The 23,868-nt window shown below is 61.1% G+C and carries 23 protein-coding genes; 11 read left to right on the top strand and 12 right to left on the bottom strand.

What is annotated here, in order from left to right; genetic code table 11:
• Window positions 1-5: 5 nt before the first annotated feature.
• The 5 genes from AC1D06_RS12580 to AC1D06_RS12560 form a co-directional block, all read right to left on the bottom strand.
• On the bottom strand, window positions 6-470 hold the full coding sequence (locus AC1D06_RS12580; protein WP_477986484.1) for an RbsD/FucU family protein: 465 nt from the start codon (window positions 468-470) through the stop codon (window positions 6-8).
• Window positions 471-650: 180 nt separating this feature from the next.
• Complete coding sequence (locus tag AC1D06_RS12575; RefSeq protein ID WP_477986483.1) at window positions 651-1,526, bottom strand: HEAT repeat domain-containing protein; 876 nt, start codon at window positions 1,524-1,526, stop codon at window positions 651-653.
• A 62-nt stretch (window positions 1,527-1,588) separates the two neighbouring features.
• Window positions 1,589-2,458, bottom strand: coding sequence for a carbohydrate ABC transporter permease (locus AC1D06_RS12570; protein WP_477882894.1), 870 nt, complete (start codon window positions 2,456-2,458; stop codon window positions 1,589-1,591).
• A 120-nt stretch (window positions 2,459-2,578) separates the two neighbouring features.
• Window positions 2,579-3,700, bottom strand: coding sequence for a carbohydrate ABC transporter permease (locus AC1D06_RS12565; protein WP_477986481.1), 1,122 nt, complete (start codon window positions 3,698-3,700; stop codon window positions 2,579-2,581).
• Between the two features lie 121 nt (window positions 3,701-3,821).
• Window positions 3,822-5,477 (bottom strand): type 2 periplasmic-binding domain-containing protein, encoded by a 1,656-nt coding sequence (locus AC1D06_RS12560; RefSeq protein WP_477986480.1) that lies wholly within the window; start codon window positions 5,475-5,477, stop codon window positions 3,822-3,824.
• 453 nt (window positions 5,478-5,930) lie between these two features.
• On the opposite strand from AC1D06_RS12560, the gene AC1D06_RS12555 reads away from it, so the two are divergent.
• The 3 genes from AC1D06_RS12555 (at window position 5,931) to rbsK (ending at window position 8,447) form a co-directional block, all read left to right on the top strand.
• Window positions 5,931-6,992 carry an ABC transporter ATP-binding protein gene (locus AC1D06_RS12555; protein ID WP_477882866.1) on the top strand — a complete coding sequence of 354 codons (1,062 nt, stop codon included), beginning with the start codon at window positions 5,931-5,933 and terminating at the stop codon, window positions 6,990-6,992.
• Between the two features lie 65 nt (window positions 6,993-7,057).
• Entirely contained in the window at window positions 7,058-7,513 is a 456-nt protein-coding gene (locus AC1D06_RS12550) for an RbsD/FucU family protein (RefSeq protein WP_477986479.1), read from the top strand.
• Between the two features lie 10 nt (window positions 7,514-7,523).
• Window positions 7,524-8,447, top strand: coding sequence for a ribokinase (rbsK, locus tag AC1D06_RS12545; RefSeq protein WP_477986478.1), 924 nt, complete (start codon window positions 7,524-7,526; stop codon window positions 8,445-8,447).
• Window positions 8,448-8,647: 200 nt separating this feature from the next.
• Here the strand turns inward: rbsK and AC1D06_RS12540 are convergent, their stop codons facing one another.
• Complete coding sequence (locus AC1D06_RS12540) at window positions 8,648-8,992, bottom strand: flagellar export protein FliJ (RefSeq protein WP_477882871.1); 345 nt, start codon at window positions 8,990-8,992, stop codon at window positions 8,648-8,650.
• Window positions 8,993-9,433: 441 nt separating this feature from the next.
• Here AC1D06_RS12540 and ctrA point away from each other — a divergent pair, with 441 nt between their 5' ends.
• Window positions 9,434-10,135 (top strand): response regulator transcription factor CtrA, encoded by a 702-nt coding sequence (gene ctrA / locus AC1D06_RS12535; RefSeq protein WP_477882873.1) that lies wholly within the window; start codon window positions 9,434-9,436, stop codon window positions 10,133-10,135.
• Window positions 10,136-10,379: 244 nt separating this feature from the next.
• Here ctrA and AC1D06_RS12530 read toward each other — a convergent pair whose 3' ends face one another.
• Window positions 10,380-10,748 (bottom strand): response regulator, encoded by a 369-nt coding sequence (locus AC1D06_RS12530; RefSeq protein WP_477986477.1) that lies wholly within the window; start codon window positions 10,746-10,748, stop codon window positions 10,380-10,382.
• Between the two features lie 159 nt (window positions 10,749-10,907).
• Window positions 10,908-11,564, bottom strand: coding sequence for a histidine phosphotransferase ChpT (chpT, locus tag AC1D06_RS12525; protein WP_477882896.1), 657 nt, complete (start codon window positions 11,562-11,564; stop codon window positions 10,908-10,910).
• Between the two features lie 267 nt (window positions 11,565-11,831).
• Here chpT and AC1D06_RS12520 point away from each other — a divergent pair, with 267 nt between their 5' ends.
• Entirely contained in the window at window positions 11,832-12,419 is a 588-nt protein-coding gene (locus tag AC1D06_RS12520) for a DUF1134 domain-containing protein (RefSeq protein ID WP_477986476.1), read from the top strand.
• A 180-nt stretch (window positions 12,420-12,599) separates the two neighbouring features.
• Window positions 12,600-13,820: a hypothetical protein gene (locus AC1D06_RS12515; protein ID WP_477986475.1), complete on the top strand. Its 1,221-nt coding sequence runs from the start codon at window positions 12,600-12,602 to the stop codon at window positions 13,818-13,820.
• Between the two features lie 40 nt (window positions 13,821-13,860).
• Here AC1D06_RS12515 and AC1D06_RS12510 read toward each other — a convergent pair whose 3' ends face one another.
• Together AC1D06_RS12510 and AC1D06_RS12505 are read right to left on the bottom strand one after the other, a co-directional pair.
• On the bottom strand, window positions 13,861-14,682 hold the full coding sequence (locus tag AC1D06_RS12510; protein ID WP_477986474.1) for a TrmH family RNA methyltransferase: 822 nt from the start codon (window positions 14,680-14,682) through the stop codon (window positions 13,861-13,863).
• 8 nt (window positions 14,683-14,690) lie between these two features.
• The gene (locus tag AC1D06_RS12505; protein ID WP_477986473.1) at window positions 14,691-15,053 is read right to left on the bottom strand and encodes a hypothetical protein; all 363 of its coding nucleotides are present in this window, start codon (window positions 15,051-15,053) and stop codon (window positions 14,691-14,693) included.
• A gap of 24 nt (window positions 15,054-15,077) precedes the next feature.
• Here AC1D06_RS12505 and AC1D06_RS12500 point away from each other — a divergent pair, with 24 nt between their 5' ends.
• From AC1D06_RS12500 to rpoH, 3 genes are all read left to right on the top strand, one after another.
• Complete coding sequence (locus AC1D06_RS12500; RefSeq protein WP_477986471.1) at window positions 15,078-16,100, top strand: RluA family pseudouridine synthase; 1,023 nt, start codon at window positions 15,078-15,080, stop codon at window positions 16,098-16,100.
• Window positions 16,101-16,192: 92 nt separating this feature from the next.
• Window positions 16,193-17,086: a DUF1444 domain-containing protein gene (locus tag AC1D06_RS12495; protein ID WP_477986470.1), complete on the top strand. Its 894-nt coding sequence runs from the start codon at window positions 16,193-16,195 to the stop codon at window positions 17,084-17,086.
• Between the two features lie 266 nt (window positions 17,087-17,352).
• Window positions 17,353-18,261, top strand: coding sequence for an RNA polymerase sigma factor RpoH (rpoH, locus tag AC1D06_RS12490; RefSeq protein ID WP_477986469.1), 909 nt, complete (start codon window positions 17,353-17,355; stop codon window positions 18,259-18,261).
• A gap of 80 nt (window positions 18,262-18,341) precedes the next feature.
• On the opposite strand, the gene AC1D06_RS12485 is transcribed toward rpoH, so the two are convergent.
• Both AC1D06_RS12485 and AC1D06_RS12480 read right to left on the bottom strand, forming a co-directional pair.
• Entirely contained in the window at window positions 18,342-18,812 is a 471-nt protein-coding gene (locus AC1D06_RS12485; RefSeq protein ID WP_477986468.1) for a paraquat-inducible protein A, read from the bottom strand.
• Window positions 18,809-19,693 (bottom strand): DMT family transporter, encoded by an 885-nt coding sequence (locus AC1D06_RS12480; protein ID WP_477986467.1) that lies wholly within the window; start codon window positions 19,691-19,693, stop codon window positions 18,809-18,811. The genes AC1D06_RS12485 and AC1D06_RS12480 overlap by 4 nt, the downstream gene beginning before the upstream one ends.
• 179 nt (window positions 19,694-19,872) lie before the next feature.
• On the opposite strand from AC1D06_RS12480, the gene AC1D06_RS12475 reads away from it, so the two are divergent.
• Together AC1D06_RS12475 and AC1D06_RS12470 are read left to right on the top strand one after the other, a co-directional pair.
• On the top strand, window positions 19,873-21,171 hold the full coding sequence (locus tag AC1D06_RS12475; RefSeq protein ID WP_477986465.1) for an adenylosuccinate synthase: 1,299 nt from the start codon (window positions 19,873-19,875) through the stop codon (window positions 21,169-21,171).
• Between the two features lie 55 nt (window positions 21,172-21,226).
• The gene (locus AC1D06_RS12470) at window positions 21,227-23,863 is read left to right on the top strand and encodes a hypothetical protein (RefSeq protein ID WP_477986464.1); all 2,637 of its coding nucleotides are present in this window, start codon (window positions 21,227-21,229) and stop codon (window positions 23,861-23,863) included.
• The last annotated feature ends 5 nt before the right edge of the window (window positions 23,864-23,868 follow it).

Here is a 23,868-nt window from a genome sequence, read left to right as displayed (position 1 = left end):
CAGCGTCAGCATGCCGGGCTGTCACGGAAGTCGATGACACCTTTGCGAATGATGAAGCAGCCATAGGGGCCTGGGTCCGAGGTCCGGATCACGGCGAAGGCGTTGCTGGCGGCCTCATAGAAGGAGAAGCGTTCGAGCGCCTTGATCTTCACATGCCGATGTTCCGCCGCGTCGATAATGGCTTGCACGCGATCGAAAATCGGCAGGATCTTTTCCGCCGCGCCGACGACCTGCATCCGCTTGACCGGCGCGTCGACGAAGGTGTCGACCGGCATCAGTTCGAGGATCGCTGCGAGGCCGGTGGGGATATCGGCGCCGGGAAGATCGATGATCTTTCCCCAGATCGTCTTTGCCGCGATGGTCGCAGCCGGATGGTTGACGTCGCAAATCAGGAGATCGTCGCCATGGCCCATCAGCATGAGCACATTGACGATTTCGGCGCTGAGAAGACGTGGAATTCGCTTGAGCATTGTTGTACTTCACCAAATCTGCGGTCGCGCTTCTGCTCTGGTCATAACGTAAAGCCGCCGCCTGATTTTCATCAGGATTGATGTTCGATTTCTCCGGCATTGCGCGACATGTGTAGCATATTCCTGCCGGCTTCAAAGACCGAGCGTCGTTGTCGACCCGGATCCTAGCGAACGCCGCCCTTACGCTGTCGATGCCTGCACGGCCCGAAGCAGACCGATCAAGGCAGCCACGTCGCTTTGCCGCCAATCGTCGTCCGGCCAGCCGAGCATCGTGCAGCCGGCGGCGTGAAACTTGTAGTCAAGATGCTTTTCCTCACGATCGTCTGACGGGTCGAGGTGGCCTTGGAGTTCGGTGATCAAGAAAGGTAACGCTCTAGGATCTTTGCGGCGTGCCAGACCGAGCAGCGCCTCCGCGCGCGTGATCGTGTCGTCATCGTCGGTGCGCTCCAGCAAGGCCGCGCGAATGTCAGGCCCGTCTATCGTCGTGTCCTGTCCGATCCCCGTTGTGGCCCAATCGCGCGTCTCTGCCTGCGGGTCGCGCATCAGACCGAGCAGTGCGCGGATGCCATCTGGGTCTGTCGTGCCATTAAGCGCGAAGGCAGTTGCCCGGCGGATTTTCGGATCTGGGTCGTCGGCGTGGCCGGCAAGTGCCTTGTCGGCGCGGCGATTTCCCAGATGGCCCAACGCATAGAATGCCTCGAGACGCACACGCTCATGCTGGTCGGTAAGGAGCAGCAGCAGTCTGTCGCAACATTGCTCGCGATAGGGTCTGCCCTCTCCCAGTTGACCCAGTATATGAGCGCCAAGCTCCCGCTCCAAAGGGGCCGCGGAATCACAAAGCTGGGCGGCAGCGTCCAGAACCTCATTACTACCGCGTGCGTGGAGGACGCATCTTGCCCTGTGTCCGGCTTTCACTTCGGGCGGCCACGCGTCGAAATCCCGGTCGTAGTCGTCTATAGCAAGACCTATAAGGGCGATCCTTATCAGTTCCTCGGTCGGCCGGAGATCACTCCGATAGTCATATCGGCCCATCTCCTGAGCCTCGTCGTCTGTCATGTCCTTGTTCCTGTGAAGCTTCGTGCCTGTCGGGAGAAGAGTTCAACTCCTCGCCCAGCCACTCACTTCACCGAACCAGCCGTCATGCCCTTGATGATATACCGCTCCAGGACCACGCCGATCACCACCAGCGGCGCGATCGCGGCGGCAGACAGGGCGGCCATGGACCACCAGTTGATGCCTTGCGAGCCGGTCTGGCTCGCTACCATCACCGGCAGCGTCTTGGCATGCGTCGAGGTCAGCAGTGCGGCGAAGAAATATTCGTTCCAGCAGAGCACCAGCGACAGGATGAGGGCGGCGACCATGCCCGGAGCTGCGAGCGGGAAGACGATGCGGAAGAAGGCGCCCCAGATGGAAAGGCCGTCAACCAGCGCGGCCTCTTCCAACTCGATCGGGATGCCGCCGAACTGGTCGCGCATGATCCAGATGACGATCGGCAGCACCATCAGCGTATAGAGCATGATCAGGCCGATGGTCGTGTCGAGCAGCGCCAGTTCCTTGAACAGGACCAGGAACGGCAGCGCCAGCACGACCGGCGGCAGGATGAGCTGCGACAGGAAGAAGAAGGAGATGTCCTTGTTGCGCATCCAGCCGATCTTGTAGGAGAAGCGGCTGAGGCCATAGGCGGCGAGCGAGCCGATCAGCACGGCAAGCACCGAAGCGCTCACCGAGGTGATGACGCTGTTGAGGAAGCGCTTGAGGAATTCGTCGCGCACGGTGGAGGAGTTTCCGAACGTGTCGGGCGACAGGCCCAGCGAGCGCCAGCCCAGCCAGTTCGGCTGATAGCCGACCCAGGGCACGATCGAGCCCTTCTGCACGTCCTTGGCGACCTTGAACGAGGTCGAAATCGTCCAGTAGATCGGAAACAGGCAGACGATCGTCCAGAGGCTGAGCGCGCCATAGATGAAAACCCGGCCGAAATAGAATTTCACATCCGGCTTTTCTTCTTCGAAGGCGGTTGCTGTCGGCAGCGTGGTGGCGGTAACGGTCACTGTCGAAATCCTCAAGGTGTTAGGGTGCAGACCGCGAAGGCCGGCCTGGTCGATTCTAGGCTATTCATCGGCGGTGTTCCATCGGCTGGCGATCTTCAACAGGCCGGTCACGAAGAGGATGATCAGCACGRGATAGACGAACGCCAGCATGGTGCCGTAGCCGACATTGGAGCGCTCGCGGTATTCGCGGTAGATGAAACTGGTGACCGTATCGGTGGCGCCGCCGGGACCTCCGGACGTGACGTTGATGACGATGTCGGCGAGCTTGAGCTTGAAGATCACGCGCAGGATGACGGCAGTGATCGACACCGGCAGCATCAGCGGAAAGGTGATCTTCCAGAAGGCCTGCCAGCCGGTGGCGCCATCGACGCGGGCCGCCTCCTGCACTTCCTTCGGCATGGCCTGCAGGCCGGCAAGCAGCATGATCAGCATGAAGGGAATATAGGTCCAGGCGTCCATCACCATGATGGAAAAGCGGGCGATATCCGGCGAGGTGAAGAAGGCCGGCTGGCTCCAGCCGAGATGGCGCGCCAAGGTCGCCAGTGGGCCGAAGCGATATTCGCCCAGCGACTTGCCGATCATCCAGGAAACGGCGACTGGCGAGAGCATGAACGGCAGCAGGAAGGCGACGCGGAAGAATTTTCGTGCCTTGATTTCGGCATTGAGCAGCAGCGCCAGGCCAAAGGCGATCGCATATTCGACGATGATCCCCAGCACGTAGTAGATCATGTTGACGAGTGCGTTCCAGAAATACGGATCGTTCCACATCTCGACGAGATTGTCGGTGCCATTGAAATGCTGGCCCTGGAAGGAGGCGAGGTTCCAGTCGGTAAAAGCGATGTAAAGGCCGAAAAGGGTCGGAAAGATCACCATGAACACGGTGAACAGGAAAGCGGGCAGGACGAACAGCAGCTTCTTGCCGCCTTCACCGCGGATCAGCACCAGCGACGCACCGAGCGCTATGCTCCAGATGACAATCGCGTAAAGCGCCGGCTGCCAGTCGTCGAACCCGAATGAAATCCGGCCTGCCTTGTAGAGGCCTTCGACCAGGAACGTAAGGGCGACAAGGGCCGTGGCGGCCCAGAAGATCGCTCGGCCGAGCATTTTGCGCGAGGCCGGAATCTCGTCGTCGGTGTTGACCGTATAGAGCCGGTCGATCATCAAATCAGTCTTGCTGGCCATGCCCCGTCAATTCCGTCCAGGTTCGAAGTCGTGAATTCCTTGTAACGCCAATTGGACGTCCATGACAAGAAAAGGGCTGGCGGCGTATCGCGCCGCCAGCCCGGATGTCGCTGTGATCGCGTTACAGGCCGAGAGAGGCCTTGTAGAGTGCGATCTGCTTGTCGCGGCCGATCTGGTCGGTCAGCTTATCCCAGGCCTTGGCGATATTGTCGGCACCCTCCTGGGCGGTCGCCTTGCCAGCAAAAATCTTGGCCAGTTCGTCTTCGGCCACCGAATAATACTGGAAGATGCCGGGGATACGCGGCTCGATCGCAGCATTCGGGTGGTTGTAGGAGTCCTTCTCCGAACCGAGATAGCTGGTGATGAAGCCTTCGTCGTAGCCGGCCGCCACCCATTCCGGAATGTTGAAGTTCGAGTTGCGGTAGGGCTGCATGCCTGACGGATAGGCCGCTGTCCACAGCGAAATGTCCTTGCCGCCGAGATGGGCCGCCGCAGACCAGGCTGCCTTCTGCTTCTTCGGATCGGAATCGACGCGGGCCATGACATAGACGCCCCAGCCGAGATAGGCCATGTTCGGCGCATAGTTCGGGCCGGACGGCAGCTTTTCCCACTTGCCGGTCTTGGAGTTGTAGACGTCGTCGGAACCCGGCAGGATCGAGAAGCCGACGGTGTCGCCGATGACCGACGAGTCCGAGGTCTTGGCGTTCGAGCCGACGTCGCCCCACCAGGCGAGCATCGAGCCGGTGCCGGCCAGGAACTGCTGGAAGGCAGTCGTGCCGGGGTCGGCGTTGAGCTGGTCGGCCGGCTCGGAGGGCAGCGCGTCGATCACGTCCTGGATGGCGCGGACCCAGGCCGGGTTGTTGACGCGCGGCTTCATCGTGTCCGGATCGAACAGCCAGGCCTTGTCGTCGGGATGCTTGGCATAGGCCGTCGCGCGGCTGCCGAGGAAGTAGAAGCCGAAACCGCCCCAGCCCTTCGGCGCGTCGAGATAGCCATAGAGGTCCTGGCCGTCGAGCTGCTTGCCCTTGAGGAACTTGGTGGCTTCCTGAACCTGCTGCCAGGTCTTCGGCACGCCCCACTCGCCCTTGTGGCCTTCATCCTTCCAGGCCTTGGCAAGGTCCTTGGAGGCGAACACGTCGGCGCGGTAGTTGAAGTTATGCGTGTCGCCGTCGACGGAGACGCGGTAGGTCTTGCCGTCCCAGGTGCCGACCGGCGCTTTGAGGTAGCCGACATAGTCGTCCATGTCGATCTGGGTCTTGACCCAGTCGGGCATGACCGAGGCGAGGCCCTTGCCGCAGACGTCGCCTTCGAAGGGTGCGCCCATTTCGATGATGTCGAAATCGACCGTGCCCGTGGCGATCGACTGCTGCAGGCGGGCATTGTAGTCAGCCTGCGCCAGGTCGATCCAGTTGATCTTGGCGCCGGTATAATCTTCCCAGGCCTTCAGGAGGCCGCGGAACAGCACGTTGTGCAGGTTCTGGTTGTTGAGGCCCATGAACGAGAGCTCGACGCCCTTGAATTCGCCTTCCTTGACGGCGGCTTTGGTGGGGCCGAGGCACATCGCGCCGACTTTCTGCCAGTCGGCGTCCGTCGGCGATCCCTTGCCGATGCCCGGGATCTTCAGAATCTGCGCGCGCAGGTCGTCGGCAGCCTGGGCTTCGCCGCCCATCAGCGCCGGACCGGCCAAGGCAGCGGCAGACACGCTCGCGGCACCCTTCATCAGGTTGCGGCGGCTCATGGACTGCCTGGCCAACAGTTCGTAAAGTTCAACTTTCACGCCATATCCTCCCGTAATGGTTGTTAGAAGAGAGACCGTGCTCCCAGTTTCTCTGCTTCTGTAGAACAGTCTTGCACGGCATTCGCGCCCGACGCAAATTGTATTTTACCGCCATCGATAAGGACAAGGCGGAGGGCTGTTTCGGACGCCGGAAAAAGAACAATTCCACTTTGACAACAGGAAGGTAAATCCTTTCGGCGACAGCCGTCAATGCCGTTTTTCAACGGAGTTATATTGCAGAGCAGCATGCTCATGATGCGTCGCGACAGCGGCGCGGGATCAAAATCAGTGGACAACCCCGGACACCTCCGCTAGAGGGTCTTTCGTTGTCCGGCTTTGCACTTATGGCACCGAACAGGCGGCGTCGGCCCGGATTTTTTGGGCGTGCAACCTGTTATAGAAATGCCGAAGGGGCCGGCTTAAATGTTTGAGTGCATGATTCCGGGAGGTGAAATGTCTCAGGTTCTGGTTCAGGATGTGCGCAAGGCCTATGGTCCGGTGCAGGTCATCCATGGCGTCGACATCAATATTGCCGATGGCGAATTCGTCGTGCTGGTCGGCCCTTCCGGTTGCGGAAAATCGACGCTTTTGCGCATGATCGCCGGCCTCGAGAGCATTACCGGCGGGAAAATCTCCATCGGCGACCGCGTCGTCAACAATGTGCCGCCATCCGATCGCGACATCGCCATGGTGTTCCAGTCCTATGCGCTCTATCCGCATATGAAGGTGCGGGAGAACATGGCATTTTCGCTGAGGCTCAAGAAGACCGATGCGAAGGTCATCGAGGAACGGGTGAAGTCTGCCGCCAACATTCTCGGCCTGACGCCCTATCTCGATCGCTATCCGCGCCAGCTGTCCGGCGGCCAGCGACAGCGCGTCGCCATGGGCCGGGCCATCGTGCGCAATCCGCAGGTCTTCCTGTTCGACGAGCCGCTGTCCAACCTCGACGCCAAGCTGCGCGTGCAGATGCGCACCGAGATCAAGGAACTGCACCAGCGGCTCAAGACCACGACCGTCTATGTCACGCATGACCAGGTCGAGGCGATGACCATGGCCGACCGCATCGTCGTGCTGCAGGACGGCCATGTCGAGCAGATCGGCGCGCCGCTGGACCTCTACGACAATCCAGCCAATCTTTTCGTCGCCACCTTCATCGGCTCGCCGTCGATGAACCTGATCAAGGGCAAAGTGAAGATCGTGGGCGGCGAAGCTTTCGTCGACGCGTCCGGCACGATGCTGCCGGTGGGCGCCGATCATACGCTCACCGATGGTCAGGAGGTCACCTACGGCATTCGTCCGGAGCACCTGGAGCTCGCCGATGACGGTTTCGAGGGCAGGGTCGGCGTGGTCGAGCCGACCGGTTCGGAAACCATGGTCTTCGTCCATGCCGGAGGCCGGGACATCCTGGCGCTGTTCCGCGAACGGCACCTGTTCACCACCGGCCAGACCATAAAACTTCGGCCGCGCAAGGATGCGGCGCATATCTTCGACGCGGCGAGCGGCAAGCGCATTTAAACCGCTGGATTTGCATTCGGGGTCCGGTTCGCCTTAGCTCTCAGGACCCATTCAGGGAGGAAATCATGCTCAAAGGTATCTCGCCGCTCCTCAATGCGGACGTTCTCTATGCGCTCAAGGCCATGGGTCATGGCGACTATCTCATTCTGTCGGACACCAATTTCCCGGCCGATTCGATTGCTCGCCAGACGGTGCTGGGCGAATTGCTGCGCATGGACAACACGACGTCGGCCCAGGCGGCCGAGGCGATCCTGTCGCTGATGCCGCTCGATACCTTCATCGACAATGCCGCCGAGCGGATGGAGATTGTCGGTTCGCCGAACGAAATCCCACCGGTGCAGCAGGAAGTACAGGCGGTGATCGACAAGGCCGAGGGCAAAAGCTGGCCGCTGAAATCGATCGAGCGTTTTGCCTTCTATGAAAAGGCGCAGAACGCCTATTGCGTCATCCAGACGGGCGAGCGCCGCTTTTACGGCTGCTTCGTGCTGACCAAGGGCGTGATCCCGCCGGATGCGAAGTAAGGCGACGGCCATGAGGCATGACATCGTCATTCTCGGCGTGTTCGTGGCCGATACGGCCTATCGCGCCAGCCGCCAGCCCAAAATGGGCGAGACCTTGCTCGGCAACCATTTCGCCCTCGGGCCGGGCGGCAAGGGCTCCAACCAGGCGGTGGCCGCGGCGCGTGCCGGCGGCGATACCGCCTTCCTGTCGAAACTCGGTGTCGACGCTTTCGCCGACATGGCGCTGAAGACCTGGCAAGAGGCCGGCGTACATGCCGCCGTCACCCAGGATGCATCGAGCTATACCGGTGCCGCCTATATCTTCGTCGAGGAAGGTTCCGGCAACAATGCGATCATCGTGGCGCCGGGTGCCGCGGCGACGATCTCGGCCGCCGACATGGATGCCAATGCCGACCTGATCGGCGCGGCAAAGATTTTCGTCACCCAGTTGGAACAGCCGCTCGCCGCGGCCAAGCGGGCGCTGGAGATTGCCCGGGCAGGCGGCGCGGTGACGGTGCTCAATCCGGCGCCGGCGCAAGCGCTGGATGCTTCGGTGTTTCAGCTTTGCGATTATGTCACGCCGAACGAGACCGAGACGGAAATCCTCGCCGGCCTGCCGGTGACGAGCGTCGAGGAAGCCAAGGTTGCGGCCGACAAGCTCCTCGACATGGGCGTCAAGACGGCGATCATCACGCTCGGCGCCCAAGGTGCGCTCTATCACAGCCGCGAGCAATCGGTGCTGGTGCCGGCCTTCAAGGCGGGGCCGGTGGTCGAGACGACCGGGGCAGGGGATGCGTTCAATGGTGGGTTTGCTGCGGCTTTGTCCAAGGGTGTGGCGCCGCTCGATGCGGTTCGGTTCGGTTCGGCAGTCGCGGGCATTTCGGTGACCCGGCCGGGCACGGCGCCGAGCATGCCGACTTTGGCCGAGGTCAAGGCGCTGCTGGCGAAGGCGTAGGCTTTCATGCGCGGCCACCCCGTAGAACAACAGATTTTCGCCAAGCAAACAAACCCCGCCATGTCGCCACGGCGGGGTTTGCTATTTCCCAATACCACAAAGCACCGGTGCATCACGCCGGTGACGGTCAGGCAGCCGCGATGGAACATCCCTCGGAGTGAGGGTTGCGGCAGACGATCCCGGCCGAGGCTGCGTCGCCGCTAGGCGCGCAGTCTCTGATCCCGCTCTTCGAGCGCCGAGGCTTTGTCGAATTCGGACTGCAGTTCTTCGACCAGCGCTTCGGCAGCATCCTGCTGCATCCGCAACTCCTTGATCGACACCTGCAGATTGTCGGCCCGCTGGCGAGCAGCTTTGGCAAAGGTCGAATAGGCGAAGTGGTTGGGATCGGTGATCCCGGACTTTTTCTCCTCATAGGCGATCTGGTTCTCCAGATCCTTCGACATTCGCTCAAACTCGGCCATCATCATCTGAAGCTGCTTCAGCTGTCGGCGTTTCTCCTTCAGCTGGAACTCCTTCAGACGCACTAGGCTCTCACGTGATTTCATACGCAGTACTCCGTGGATTTGCGAGATCCCGGTTGACAGGAACACACCCGTTCGTGCCGTTTTCATAACGGTGCGAAAAAAAGTTACCGGCGTTAACGAAATTCTAACTGCGGTAACCTTTCATTTACGGGCATCGTTAATAATACGGACGATGGTTTAAAGCTCGGTAAATGCGCCGCCATGACGTCGGAAAATTGGCCGAAGAGCGAGTCCAAAGAGTCGGTTAGATTGAGTTCTTAATGTGATTTGTTAAGAATCTCATACCAAAATTTGTGACTAAAATCAGGAGTCTAGGAAAAATATTTAACAAATCCGAACCACTTGCCAGAGTCACATAGGATTTGTTAACCATTTTGTGGCAATCTCCAAATCAGGCAATGGCTGATCCTGCCCGGATAGGGAGCTTGCACCTTTCTAAGGCGGCGGAAAAGGGGACGATGAATGCGGGTTCTACTCATTGAAGACGATAGCGCGACTGCGCAAAGTATCGAGCTGATGCTCAAGTCCGAAAGTTTCAACGTTTATACCACCGATCTCGGTGAAGAAGGCGTCGATCTCGGCAAACTTTACGATTATGACATTATCCTCCTGGACCTCAACCTGCCCGACATGTCGGGCTATGAAGTCCTGAGAACGCTGCGTCTCTCCAAGGTCAAGACGCCGATCCTGATCCTCTCCGGCATGGCTGGCATCGAGGACAAGGTGCGCGGCCTGGGTTTTGGCGCCGATGACTACATGACCAAGCCGTTCCACAAGGACGAACTCGTCGCCCGTATCCATGCGATCGTGCGCCGCTCCAAGGGCCATGCCCAGTCAGTCATCGTCACCGGCGACCTGATTGTCAACCTGGATGCCAAGACAGTGGAAATCGGTGGCCAGCGCGTCCACCTGACCGGCAAGGAATACCAGATGCTGGAGCTGCTGTCGCTGCGCAAGGGCACGACGCTGACCAAGGAAATGTTCCTCAACCACCTTTATGGCGGCATGGACGAACCGGAACTGAAGATCATCGACGTCTTCATCTGCAAGCTGCGCAAGAAGCTCGCGGCAGCTGCCGGCGGCGCCAATTACATCGAAACGGTCTGGGGCCGCGGCTATGTGCTGCGCGAGCCCGAGGGTGCTGAATTCATGGAAACCGCCTGAGCCATTTCGCATCATTGCCCTATGATCGAGCCCGTCCCTGTTTGGGGCGGGTTTTTTCGTCGGTGAAGCGTCCACATTTACAGCCGGCTTGCATGCAATGGTATGTGTGCGTGGACGCCGCGAGATTTTCGTCCGAGGCCCCCCTCGACCCTCGACAAAAGCTCAGGAGGGCAGGGGATCCCAACTGCCAACGTCAATCAGGGGCAGTGTATACGTTCCACCATGGGAAGTGAGCGTGGACAGATCACGCCGCCGCAGCAGCGCCCAGCCCACTGAACGCGGCGCTCAGCGCCTTCCGCTCAAACGGCTTCAACAGAAAATCATCGGCACCGGCGCGCTTGCCGGCCATCAGGCAGCGCAGGTCGGCCTGGGTGACGCAATAGTAGATCCTCACCTTGCCGCCATTCGGCACGGCGCGGATATTCTGGATGAAGTCGAGTGCGCCGGCCATGGCGGAATCGACGATCATCACGTCGGGCAGGCCGGCCTGGCTTTTGGCGAGCGCGTCGAGCGTGCTCGATGTTTCGATGACGGAAAAGCCGATTTCGGCAAGAATATGCGTCGCGACTTTACGGACGGCTTCGGATTCATCGACGATAAGAATACGCAACATGTTCACAGGTCCGACAATGGCGCGAAAGCTGGCGAATTCCCGAATGCTAAGGAAAAAAGCATAACGGAATCTTACGCCCGCAGCCTGCACCTGGCTTTTGGGCGGGAACGATCCACTACAAATCGTTCCATCCATCAATGCACGCGCCGATGATGGCTTTTATTCGGCCTCGGCCTTCGCCATTTCGGCGGTGTAGACCAGCGCATCTTCCGTCTGGGTCGCGGAAAGCACCATGCCGGCCTCTTCGGCGAGCATGACGGTATAGTAAGGCTGGATGGTGTGGGCGTCGACCGCCTCTTCCACTTTGCCCGAATTGATTTCCATGAATTTCGGTGGCAGGCGCATCATCCGGCCCTTGGCCTGAATGGTGAATTTCGCGTCGAATTCGGGGTTTTCCAGCGTCACTTCCAGCGAGCCGCCGCGCGGAATAGAACCATAGGCGACGAGCAGAAGGTTGAGCAGGAGTTTCACCCGGTTCTTGGCGATGATGGCGCGTGGGCCGTTCCAGATGATCTCGGTCTTCTTTTCGGCGGCAGCGAAATCGCGCGCGGCCCTTTCGGCCTCGCCGGTATCGATCGAAGCGCCGACCGAGCCCGAGGCGCCGAAGGCAAGCCGGGCGAGCTTGAGCCGCACCGAGGCGTTGAGAGCGGAGGTGCGGATCAGGTCGAGCGCGTCGGCATCCGAGCCGCCTTCATCGAGAAGTTCCAGGCCGTTGTTGATCGCGCCGACCGGCGAAATCACGTCATGGCAGACCCGGCTGCACAGCAGTGCGGCGAGATCAGCGCCGCCGAGCGTCAGATTGGGGTTCTTGGCCATGAATTCTTTCTCCTGGAGCCGCCGGCCGGTTATCCGGTCGGCATGCGTGTCGTTGGTCAGGTAGAGCGGCCCGTCACCCGACAGTCCCGCCCGAATCACTCTGAATGCGGGCAATCGCCACGCTTCCTGCCTGCCATAAAGACACCATATTTGGTAAACCGATTATTAAGATGATCAGGTCAAAATAAAGTTAATCGGGATTCATTCGTGCTTTTTCGGCGCGGGACCCGAAGCTTAAGGCTCGTGAGCGGCGGGGTGGATGAAACGATGAAGGTTCTGACGAGGTTTTTCCCGGGTTTTGCCCATCTTGCAGCACTGTTGATGGGGCTTTTGCTGCTCATTGCCGCCGAGCCCGTACACGCCGCCGGCGCCCAATATACGATGCAGGAAATCGTCGATGCCGGTCATGGCTTCTTCGGCTCGACCACGGGCGGATTCGCCAAGGTGGTGGAAAAGGCCTTTGCGCGCTACGGCCTGCCGAACGGCTATATTCTCGGCCAGGAGGGCGGCGGTGCTTTCATCGCCGGCGCTACTTTTGGCGAGGGCGACCTCTACACCAAGAATGCCGGGCAGCACGATGTCTACTGGCAAGGCCCGTCGCTTGGGCTCGATTACGGCGGCGACGGCAGCCGGGTCATGATGCTGGTCTATAATCTGCCCGATGTGCGCGCGCTCTATTCACGCTTCGGCGGCGTCAGCGGCCAGGCCTATGTCGTGGCCGGCTTCGGCATGACCGTGCTCAAGGGCGATCACCGCGTGCTGCTGGTGCCGATCCATACCGGTGTCGGCGCGCGGCTGGGCATCAATATCGGCTATCTCAAGCTGACCCGGCGTCCGACCTGGAACCCTTTTTGAAGAAACACGCCTGAAATTAACGCAATTGCCAAAATGTGAAGCGCCTGTTCCCCCGGTAACTTGCCGCTGCCCCATTCGCATGCTTTAACGGATGTGAAGATCAGCGGCCGGATGTCCCAGTGCGGAACAGGCCGCGCTCTCATGCATTTCCGCAATTGCAGAGATTTTAGCGGGCGCGCCGTGATAGAATATGGATTGTTGTTCGGCCTGGGTTTTGTGACGGCGCTGCTGGCGGTGTTCCTGCTGGCGCCGGCTGTCTATGGCCGCATCGTCAAGTTCACCGAGGACCGGCTGCTCGCCACCGTGCCCGTCAGCGCCGCGGAGTTGCGTGCCCAGAAGGACATGGTGCGCGCCGAAATGGCGGCGTCGCAGGCCCGAACCGGCCATGATCTCAAGCTCGAACGCCACAAGGCCGCACAACTGTCGGTCGCCAATGACCGGCTGTCCGCCGAGGCCGGCCGGCTGACCGGCGCGAATTCCGATCTCAAGCACCAGATGGACGAGATGGGAGTCCAGGCCGCGGAACTCCGGGCAAGTCTCCGCAATGAGGAGCTGCAAATCGGCCAGCTCAAGGAAACGCTTGCCGCCCAGGAAAAGTCCGAGCGCAGCAAGGACGCAACGATCGATGAGTTGCACCATCGCGTCAACCGGCTGGGCATGGACATCGACAATCTCAAGATCGACATCGCCACGCGCGACACCGAGGCTGAGGGCCTGAAGGCACGGATCACGGCGCTGCGCGACGAGCGTGAGACGCTTCGCAACGACTTGAAATCGATGACACAACGCGCAAAGGACGCAGAGCTGAGGCTGGCACGCGAGGAAAACCGCGCCAGCCGGCTGGAGGAAAAGCTCAATGCAGAAGTATCGAACAGCGTCGACAAGGACACTGTAATCGAGCGCCGCATTGCCGAAATCAGCCGGCTGAAGGAGCGGTTGAAGAACGTCACCGCAGACACGGGTGAAACGTCGCGCACCGTCAAGATGCCTGTCGTCACCAAGCCGGCGGTGGTCAACCGCGTCCGCACCGCCGCCGCCAATGCCGACGAGCGGCGTGGGCTCGCCCTGCCGCAGCCGCGCAAGGAGGCGCCTCCCGCGGCGGAGGTGACCATGTTGCCGTCGCGGATCATCAGCGACGAGCAGGCCGCTGCACTGACCGACGAAGTGCGGGCTCAGGCGCAAGCCACCGCCGACGCGCTGGTTGGCTTGCAGGACACCAGCCGCGACGAAGCGTTGCGCAACGAGATCGCCGACATCGCCGCCAAGATGATCGCCATTACCAGCCAGAGGGAGGGCGCCTCTTCACCGGTTCGACCGATGATCGCGGTAAAACCCGGCGCCGGGCGCGAAGGCCGCTTGTCGCTGGCCGAGCGGGCGTCGAAATTGCTACATCAGGAATAGCGCGTTCTTCTTTGAGGGGTTTGTTAAACCTGCCTTACCCTCACATCCTCCCCATCGCCGAGGCGATGGCGAAGAGGGCGATGCCGGTGGCCGTGGCGGCATTGAGGCTGTCGAGTCCCGGCGCCTGCGCAATGCGCGCCGTCTCGATCGATGCCAGGATCTTGGGTGGCAGGCCTTCACCCTCGGTGCCGGTGAGCAGGGCGATGCGCGGCGAAGGAACAATCGCGCGGAGGTCCGTGCGGCCGGAGGGCGAGAGGCCCCAGAGAGCAAAACCTGCTTCATGCAGCGCCGCGATGATCTCGGCAGAGGTTCCGCCCCGGATATAGGGCACTTTCAGCACAGCGCCGACCGAGACGCGCAAGGCCTTGCGGTAGAGCGGGTCGCAGCAGGTCTCGTCGAGCAGCACCGCATCGGCGCCGAAGGCGGCGGCGTTGCGGAAGATCGAGCCGACATTGTCATGATTGGCGATGCCGATGGCGACGACCACCAGTGCGTTGGCGGGCACGGATTGGATCAGTGTTAAGGCGTCGGAGGTTTCGGTGCGGCGGCCAAGCGCCAGTACGCCGCGATGGATGTCGAAGCCGGCAATGGCATTCATCACTGCCTTGTCGACGACATAGATCGGGATATCGTCAGGGAATTGCCGCAGGATGTTGTCTAGGCCCGTGAGCCGGTTTTCGAGGACAAGTATGGCCTCGGCGGTAAAATCGCCGCGCCGGTGGGCGGCAGCGAGCATTGTCAGCACGACAGTGCCTTCGGCGACGAAGCGATTGTGTGCACGGCGCAGGTCGCGCTCGCGGATGCCAGTGAAGGGTTCGATGCGCGGGTCGGCGGGGTCGGTGATACGGGTGAAGGTGGTCATTGGCGCAGCTACGGCGCCACGACCGTAATCTCCGTCACCGTCTTGCCCGTGCCGATATCATGCACGACGATCAGGTGCTTATTGTCTGCGGTGCCCATGAACCATATGCGGTTGCCGTCGATGGTCGTGGTCTCCAGCGCAAAGCCCTTTGGCAGCGTCACCGTCTGCGCCGGCGCAATCGGCCCGGCCAGTTCCGTCCTCGCCGCCGAATTCTTGTTGGCCTTGTAGACAATCGAGCCAAGCACCGCCATAAGACCGACGATGATCACCGAACTCGAAATGACGAGCAGGCGCACCATCTTGCGGCGGATTTTCTCCAGCGCGGGATCGAGCGGCTTTTCTTCCTCGTCGGCGAAATTCGGATTGGTCATGGATAGTCCTGGATCGATGGGTTGATGTCGGCTTCCTTTAACGGAGACGAGGAGAATGCGAAAGTCCTGCTTGCCGATGAAAAAGCGGCCGGGCGGCTCGACGCATGGCTTGCGGCAAAACTCGACGGCGAACTCTCGCGCAGCCGCATCAAGGTCCTGATCGAAGCCGGCGATGTCCGCGTCAACGACAAGACCACGGACGCCAAACATAAGATCCAGCCTGGCGACCGCATCGAGATCGTGCTGCCCGAACCCGAGGATGCCGAGCCGCACGGCGAGGACATTCCGCTCGACATCCTGCATGAGGATGAGGACCTGGTCGTCATCATGAAGCCGGCCGGTCTCGTCGTCCATCCCGGTGCGGGCAATTGGACCGGCACGCTGGTCAATGCGCTGATCCACCATTGCGGCGACAGCCTTTCCGGCATCGGCGGCGTCCGGCGGCCGGGCATCGTGCATCGGCTCGACAAGGACACTAGCGGCGTCATGGTGGCGGCGAAAAGCGATCTGGCGCATCGCAGCCTCACCGCGCAGTTCGCCGACCATGGCCGGACGACGGCGCTGCGCCGCGCCTACCACGCTGTCGTCTGGGGCCTGCCAAGGCCATTGAAGGGCACGATCGACGCTGCGCTGGGCCGCGCCGGCGACCGTATGCACCGGGCGGTGAAGAAAGAGACCAGCCCGGACGCCAAGCACGCCATCACGCATTATGAAGTGGTGGAGCGCTATCATCAGGCGCCTGACGGCACGGCGCTTGCCGCAAGCGTCCACTGCCATCTCGAAACCGGCCGCACCCACCAGATTCGTGTCCACATGGCTCATATCGGCCATCCGCTGATCGGCGACGCCGACTATGGCGCCGCTTTCAAGAGCAAGGTCAACCGGCTCGCCGAACCCGCCCGCGGCACGGTGGCCCGCTTCGGCCGCCAGGCGTTGCATGCCTGGCTGTTGCAGTTCGAGCATCCGAAGACCGGCGAGATCATGCGCTTCGAAGCGGAATTGCCGGAGGATATGCGGCAGCTGATTGCCGCGCTTGCGGCGGGGTAGGGGCTGACGCCTTTCCAATTTCATCCACATCAGTAATGTGCCGGCAAGGCTGTCTGCGGCATGCAAGGCCGCAAGCGATCGAAGGGGGCGGAATGTTCAGCACTATTGAAAGACGGCGTTTTCTCTATGGGATCGGTTTGGCGGTGCTGCCAGTCGCAACCGGCCGGACATGGGCAAATGACGGCAAGGATGGCGGGTTTCGTGCCGAGGTCATGGCCTTGGTGCGCAAACGCTATCCGGGCAAGACGGTCGAGGAGGGCGCCGATCCCATGTCGATCAAGATCGAGAGTATCGATATCTCACTCGACAATATTCGAAAGAACGCGCTGGGCCTGACAGGACGTGCGCGGCAGGACACTATCCTGGAAGCCATTGACGCCTTGGTCAAAACTGATGTCGCCGAGCGGCCATCCACCAGCTTCGCCTCGGTGAAAACCAGGCTGCGTATCCAGATTGCGCCAGCCGATTTCGCCGCTATCTACGGTATACGCGTTTTTAATCACGCTCTTTCGAAGAAGACTATAGAGGCGGTCGTTGTCGATCAGAACGGAAAATACCGTTATGTCACCGAGGACGACGTCAAAACGTGGGGTGTTCCGCCCGCTACCATTCTTCAGCGAGGCATCGACAATCTGGACGTGGCATCGATAAAAGTTCACGTCGACGTGTTTGCAGGTGCTGGCGCTGATGACCGATGCGTTATCATCAACGTGCAGGACGGTTATTGTGCTGCGCGTCTGCTTTGTCCGAAGTTTATGTTCAGCCTTCACCAAAAACTTGCCGAGAAGATCTACGTCACGGTTCCGGTGCGCGACTTTCTGCTGGCCTGGACTGACGGTTTTTCCAAGGCGCCCCTCCTCATGCAGCAAGCCGGTCAGCTCTACGAGCAGATGGACCATCCGCTGACGCGCGAGATTTTCGTCTCCGAACATGGGCAGATCCGCCTTGCCAGTGCCGATGAAATTCAGGCGATGCATCACGGCTGAGAGACGATCTCGCTGCGGCGATGTCCAGTCGCCATCCAGATAATGCGCTTTGAGGCGGAACTTCCCGATGATAGACTGGTTTTAACCCAATCATCGTGACTTTGATTCTGTGACATCATAAGCACTGCTTATTTTTCACGGAAATATGAAATGTCGGCCTTGAAAGTGCCGCACGTCGATCTTAAATCTTGACACGTGCGACGGGCAGGGAGTCCGTCGCCAATGACGGCCTGCCGGTACGGAGGCCGGAAAGAGAGGGGTGCTTCATGGCCCGTAGTTCATTACCGATGCTGACCGCAGGTGAAGGCGGTCTGAATAGATATCTCGACGAAATCCGCCGCTTCCCGATGCTCGAGCCGCAGGAAGAGTATATGCTCGCCAAGCGTTATGCCGAGCATGAGGATCGCAACGCCGCCCATAAGCTTGTGACGAGCCATCTCCGGCTCGTGGCCAAGATCGCCATGGGCTATCGCGGCTACGGCCTGCCGATCGGCGAAGTGATCTCCGAAGGCAATGTCGGCCTGATGCAGGCGGTCAAGAAATTCGAGCCGGATCGCGGCTTTCGTCTCGCCACATACGCTATGTGGTGGATCAAGGCAGCAATTCAAGAGTATATCCTGCGCTCGTGGTCGCTCGTGAAAATGGGCACGACCGCGAACCAGAAGCGGCTGTTCTTCAATCTGCGCCGGCTGAAGGGCAAGATCCAGGCGATCGACGAGGGCGATCTGAAGCCCGAGCAGGTTGCTGAGATCGCCACCAAGCTCAATGTCAGCGAAGAGGAAGTCATCTCGATGAACCGCCGCCTCGGCGGCGACGCTTCGCTCAACGCGCCGATCAAGGCTGCGGAAGGCGATTCCGGCCAGTGGCAGGATTGGCTCGTCGACGAACATGACAACCAGGAAGAAACGCTGATCGAGCAGGACGAACTCGACACCCGCCGTTCGCTGCTCTCCAACGCGCTGAAAGTGCTCAACGACCGCGAACGACGCATCTTCGAAGCCCGCCGCCTGCGCGACGAGCCGGTGACGCTGGAAGAACTGTCGAGCGAATTCGACATCAGCCGTGAGCGTGTGCGCCAGATCGAGGTGCGTGCCTTCGAAAAGGTCCAGGACGCGGTCCGCCAGGCCGCGCTGGACCAGGCCAAGGCGTTGCGCGTGGTCGAAGCGGTGAATTGATCGCATTCCCTAGAAGAATGAAACGCCGTCCGGTCGAGAGACCGGACGGCGTTTTTGTTGGTGAGTGTGAGGTGCAACGCCTACGGAAGGGGAGGTAGCCAACCCCGCCGTTGCCGCGCCACCATCCATTGCGCCGCCGACATTATCAGCGCTGACCCGGCATAGCACCAGAGCCCCGGTTCGGTGAACGCATTTGCCAGCCCCGACGTCTTGGCGGCCGCTATGACGATCGCCACCAGCATCACGTCCATCATCGACCATTTCGACAGAAACGGCACCAGCCGCGCGAAGAGCCCTTGTGGGGCGCTGGACGGGGCAAGCGCCTCGGCCGCCACCGCCACCATTTTTACGACGGGAAAGACGAGCGAAAACATCATCACCAGTGTCGCGAGCGCATAGTCGCCATTGTCGTAGAGCTTGCCGATAATGCCGGTCAGTGACGGATTGTCTTCGAAGAAATAGAGTTTTTCGAGTGTCATCAGCGGCAGCAGGATGCCGAGGGTGAACAGGATTGGTGCTGCGACGAAGAGCAGTGGCAGCAAGAATGTCATCGGCGTCCCCATTCGGCGATTGCAATGCCGGCGATCACCATCGCCATGGCGATGAGGTGGAAGGTTTGCAGCGGCTCGCCGAGGAATAGCACGGAGAGCAGGATGCCGAAAATCGGGATCGCGTTGATGAACAGGCCAGCGCGATTGGAGCCGATCAGCTCGACGCCGCGGACATAAAGAACCTGCGAGACCAGCGACGGCACGGTGCCGGTATAGAGGATTGCCGCCCAGCCGATGGCGTCGGGTGTGATGAAATGGCCTGCTGTAATCTCGGTTACGAGGAGCGGCACGCAGGCGAGGGCGGCGCCGATGGCTGAAAAAGCCATCAATGTCTTCCAATGCACCATCGGTCTCCAGCGCAGCGCCACGCTATAGCCGGCATAGAGCAGTACGGCGATCAACATCAGTCCGTCGCCGAGATTGAGCGAGATGCCGGCGATCGAGGCCAGCGAGCCATTGGTGGCGGTTAGCCCGACACCGAGCAGGGTCAGCGTGAAGCCAAGGATTTGCGCCGGCTTGGCGCTCACGCGAAACAGCAAAAAATTGCCGATGAAGATGAAGCCGGGAATGCCGGCCTGCTCGATGACGCAGTTGATTGCCGAGGTATATTTCAGTGCCGTGTAGAGCAGCGCGTTGAAGCCGGCGAAGCCGGCCGCGCCGTAGCAGAGCATCAACAGCCAATGTTTGCGGATTTCCGGCCAGTCGCGGCGGATCTGGGTGAGCGAGATTGCCAGAATCAACGCCACCGCCATCGTCCAGCGGGCGGCGGAGAGCGTGAAAGGCGCGATATGGCCGACCGAGAATTTGCCGACCACGGCATTGCCGCCCCAGCCGAGCGTGGTGATCAGAAGGAAAATATAGGCTTTCAGGGAATTTGACATATATTCAGGAAGGCGGGGCTCATCGTGCCTCGGCAAATAGCCTTTATCCACCGGGATTGTCACGCAAAAACCCCGGCTGATGCGCAATGAGGGGTCGCTTTCGCGGAACGGAAACAGTATATCTGCGCGGGTTTGAGAGGGGCATGCGTCCCTCGGTGTTCAGTAACAGGAAGTATCTGATGGCGAATGTGGTCGTGGTCGGCACGCAATGGGGCGACGAGGGCAAGGGCAAGATCGTTGACTGGCTTTCCGAACGGGCCGATATCGTCGTACGTTTCCAGGGCGGCCACAATGCCGGCCATACGCTGGTGATCGACGGCGTCAGCTACAAGCTGTCGCTTCTGCCCTCCGGCGTCGTGCGCCCAGGCAAGCTTGCGGTGATCGGCAATGGGGTGGTGGTCGATCCACATGCACTGATCGCCGAGATCGAAAGGCTCGGCACACAAGGTGTCGTGATCACGCCGGAAAACCTGCGCATCGCCGACAATGCAACGCTGATTCTCTCGCTGCACCGCGAACTCGACGGCATCCGCGAGGATGCGGCCTCCAATTCCGGTACGCGGATCGGCACGACGCGCCGCGGCATCGGCCCGGCCTATGAAGACAAGGTCGGCCGCCGCGCCATCCGCGTCACCGATCTTGCCGATCCCGATTCGCTTGGCTTGAAGGTCGATCGGCTGCTCACCCACCACAATGCATTGCGCCGTGGCCTGGGCGAGAAGGAAGTCAGCCATGCGGCCATCATGCAGGAACTGACCAGCGTCGCCGAGCGCATCCTGCCGTTCTCCGAGACCGTCTGGGCGCTGCTCGACCGCGAGCGCCGCAAGGGTGCGCGTATTCTGTTCGAAGGCGCGCAGGGCACGCTGCTCGACGTCGACCACGGCACCTATCCGTTCGTGACTTCCTCCAATACGGTGGCCGGACAGGCCGCTGCTGGCTCCGGCATGGGTCCGTCAGCGCTCAATTACGTGCTCGGAATCACCAAGGCTTACACGACACGCGTCGGCGAAGGACCGTTCCCGACGGAGTTGAAAGATGAGGTTGGCCAGTTTTTAGGTGAGCGTGGTCATGAATTTGGCACAGTTACGGGTAGAAAGAGACGATGCGGCTGGTTTGACGCGGCGCTTGTGCGCCAGTCGATCGCCACAAACGGAGTCACCGGCATCGCTTTGACCAAGCTGGACGTGCTTGACGGGCTCGATGAGCTGAAGATTTGCACCGGCTATATGCTCGACGGCAAGGAAATCGATCATCTTCCGGCAGGCCAGGCGGCGCAAGCCCGGATTAAGCCCCTCTATATAACACTGGAGGGCTGGAAGGAATCGACCGTCGGCGCCCGAAAGTGGGCTGACCTGCCCGCGCAAGCCATCAAATATGTGCGCCAGGTTGAAGAACTGATCGCGGCGCCGGTTTCGCTGCTGTCGACGAGCCCGGAGCGCGACGACACGATATTGGTGACGGACCCGTTTGAAGATTAATCGACGCGCGCCGGAAGGGTGAAAGCCCGCCGGCGGGCAGCATTGAGAAAGACATATGGCGGATTTTATTGCAGTCATCCGACGCGCCGTTGACGGCCTTAGCGAAAACACGCCCGAAATGCGCGCTAAGGTCTATGAACGTGCCAAGGCTGCGGTCGTGCGGCAATTGGAGAACATGAAGCCGCGTCCGCCCGAGGCCATGTTCCAGCGCCAGATCGACAAGCTCGACGCGGCAATCGCCGAGGTCGAGGCCGACCATGCCGTGGCATTGCCGGCGGATGACATCGCCGCCGTTGTTGCCGAGGAATTTGCTACGGATGTGCAGGAGCCGGTGACGGTTCAGCCTGCCGAGATGCCGATCGCGTCGCAGTCTGTCGACGTGGCGCCCGTCGAACTGGCCGTTGCGGCCAAACCCGTCGACGTGCCGGTCGAAACGGCTCCCGTTGAGACTGCCGCGGTCGATGTTGTTGTTTCAGAACCGAAGCCGGTCGTTGAAACCACCCTAGACCGGCGTCATGGATCCGAGCCCGATTTTGTCGCGCCGACGCCGGTGCAGGTGGTCGAGGCTCAAGAGCCGCCGTCGCAGCCGGTTGTCGCATCCGCGCCTATCGCCGAGGAGAAGCTGGAACCTATACTGGCTGCGAGGCAGGAATTCCTGCCGGAATCGGCCGTTCCGCCGGTCGTGCATCGCGAGCTGATCCCGGAATCGGCGCTGCAGACCTTTGGTCAGATTCGTCGCATCGAGCCTGCCAAGTCGGCGGTGGTGATCGAATTGCCGAAGAAGCAAGTGGTCGAACCGGCGCCGGAACCGATCCACGTTCCCGAGGCGCTGGCTGCGGTTGAGCCGGAAGCCGACATTCCCGCCTATGCTACCAGCGACGCCGTTGTCGAGGAGCCCGTTGCCCGGCTGCAGCCGGAAGTGCGGCCCGCACAGCTCGACGTCAGCGTCGCGGCAGAAGCGATGACTGCGGAAGACCATATCGCCGAGCTTCTCGGCGGTGCCAAGGCTTTTGCTTCGCCGGGCGGTGCTGCGCGCCAGCCGTTTGTGCCGACCGCTGAGCCGCGCATGGCGCCGGCCGTCGAAGCACGGCGCGAACCGGCTTCTATCCCTGTCGCCCGACCCGTCGTGGTGGACAAGCCGGTACCGGTCGCGCTCGACGATGTCCGTCCGAATCGCACCGAAGACGCCGAGGCGCGCGTGATGCCCGTCGATGAGGCGCCGAAGCCGATGCCGCGGGTGTCCTATGACGAGAGCGATGTCGTCGAGGGTTTCAACGATTTCCTCAAGCAGGAGCTCAACCGCCAGGTCGTGCAGCCGCCGCCGAGCAAGGCGAAAAGCAAGGGCGATTTTTCCTGGGACGAGCCGTTCGACGACCTGCCCGATATTCCGAAGCCGGAAGCCTTTGAGAAGGCGCTCGAAGCCAAGCAGCAGGAGATCGAGGCAGCACCGGAAAAGCGCAAGGGCAAAGCGGGGCGCGCCGAGCCGGCGAGCGCGCGGGCCGAACTCGAGGACCTGCTCGGACTGGAGCCGACGCAGCGCAAGTCCAACGCCGATGCCGGTCTGCCGCCCAATTTCGGCCGCGGCGTTTCGCGGCTGGAAGGCAAGGCGTTCAAGACGCAGGCGCGGAAGAAGTCCAGGCAGCGCGGCCGCATGCTGGCGATCGCGCTCGGCGTGGTTGGCCTGATGGTCGTCGCCGGTGGCGCCTATGGCGTCTGGCTTTATCGCGACAAGGTGGAGAGCTTCGTCTCCGGGCTGATGCCAGCGAGCAAACCGGTCGATACCGCCGAGCGCAACCTGCCGGCGGACACCAAGACTGACGACACCAAGTCGGCAACGGTAGCCGACGCCAAGCAGCCGATAAAGAGCACTGAGCTCGCCTCTCTCAACACCGATGCAGGGCCGCAGAAATTTACCGAGCGGTTGATGCCGGACGGCACGGAAACCAAGACCGAGACGGCCAAGGTGCCAGTCGATCAGGCGCTGCCGGAAGGCAAGACCGTGGCGACGCAGACTGCCAAGGACAAGGAAGTGGCCGCGGCGACGCCGACGGATACCAAGACCGACACCAGCACCACGACGCAACCGGCGCAGACGAACAATCAGCTGCAGAACGACGCCCAGCCGCTCGGCGCGACGCAGAAGATGTTCCTCTATGAGGAACGCCTCGGCCAGACCTCTCCGGTTGCCGTGCCCGGCACCGTCGTCTGGCGCGAGAAGGCTGACACCGACGATGGCAAGCCGGATCCGGCGATCGAAGCCTCGTTGGACGTCCCCGGACGCAAGATCACGGCGCTGATCACCTTCAAGCGCAACACCGATCCGTCGCTACCGGCGAGCCACATCATTGAAATCGTCTTCGACCTGCCGAAGGATTTCGAGGAAGGCAATGTCGACAGCATCCAGCGCGTCGCCTTCAAGCAGACCGAACAGGACCGCGGCAATCCGCTGATCGCCGTGCCGGCCAAGATCACCGACGATTTCCACATGGTAGCGCTGAACGACGACGCCGATGCGCGCAAGGTCAACCTGGAACTGATGAAGACCCGCTCGTGGATCGACATCCCGATCACCTACCGCAACGGCCGGCGTGCGCTGATCACGCTCGAAAAGGGCGCGACGGGCACGGCGGTGTTCGACAAGGTGATGGGCGAGTGGGATGCGCTGGGCTCGCAGACGAGCACGAACCAGTGACATAG

The organism is Rhizobium sp. P2_G2 (genome assembly GCF_056403555.1).
This window is presented reverse-complemented; position numbering and strand designations above follow the sequence as displayed.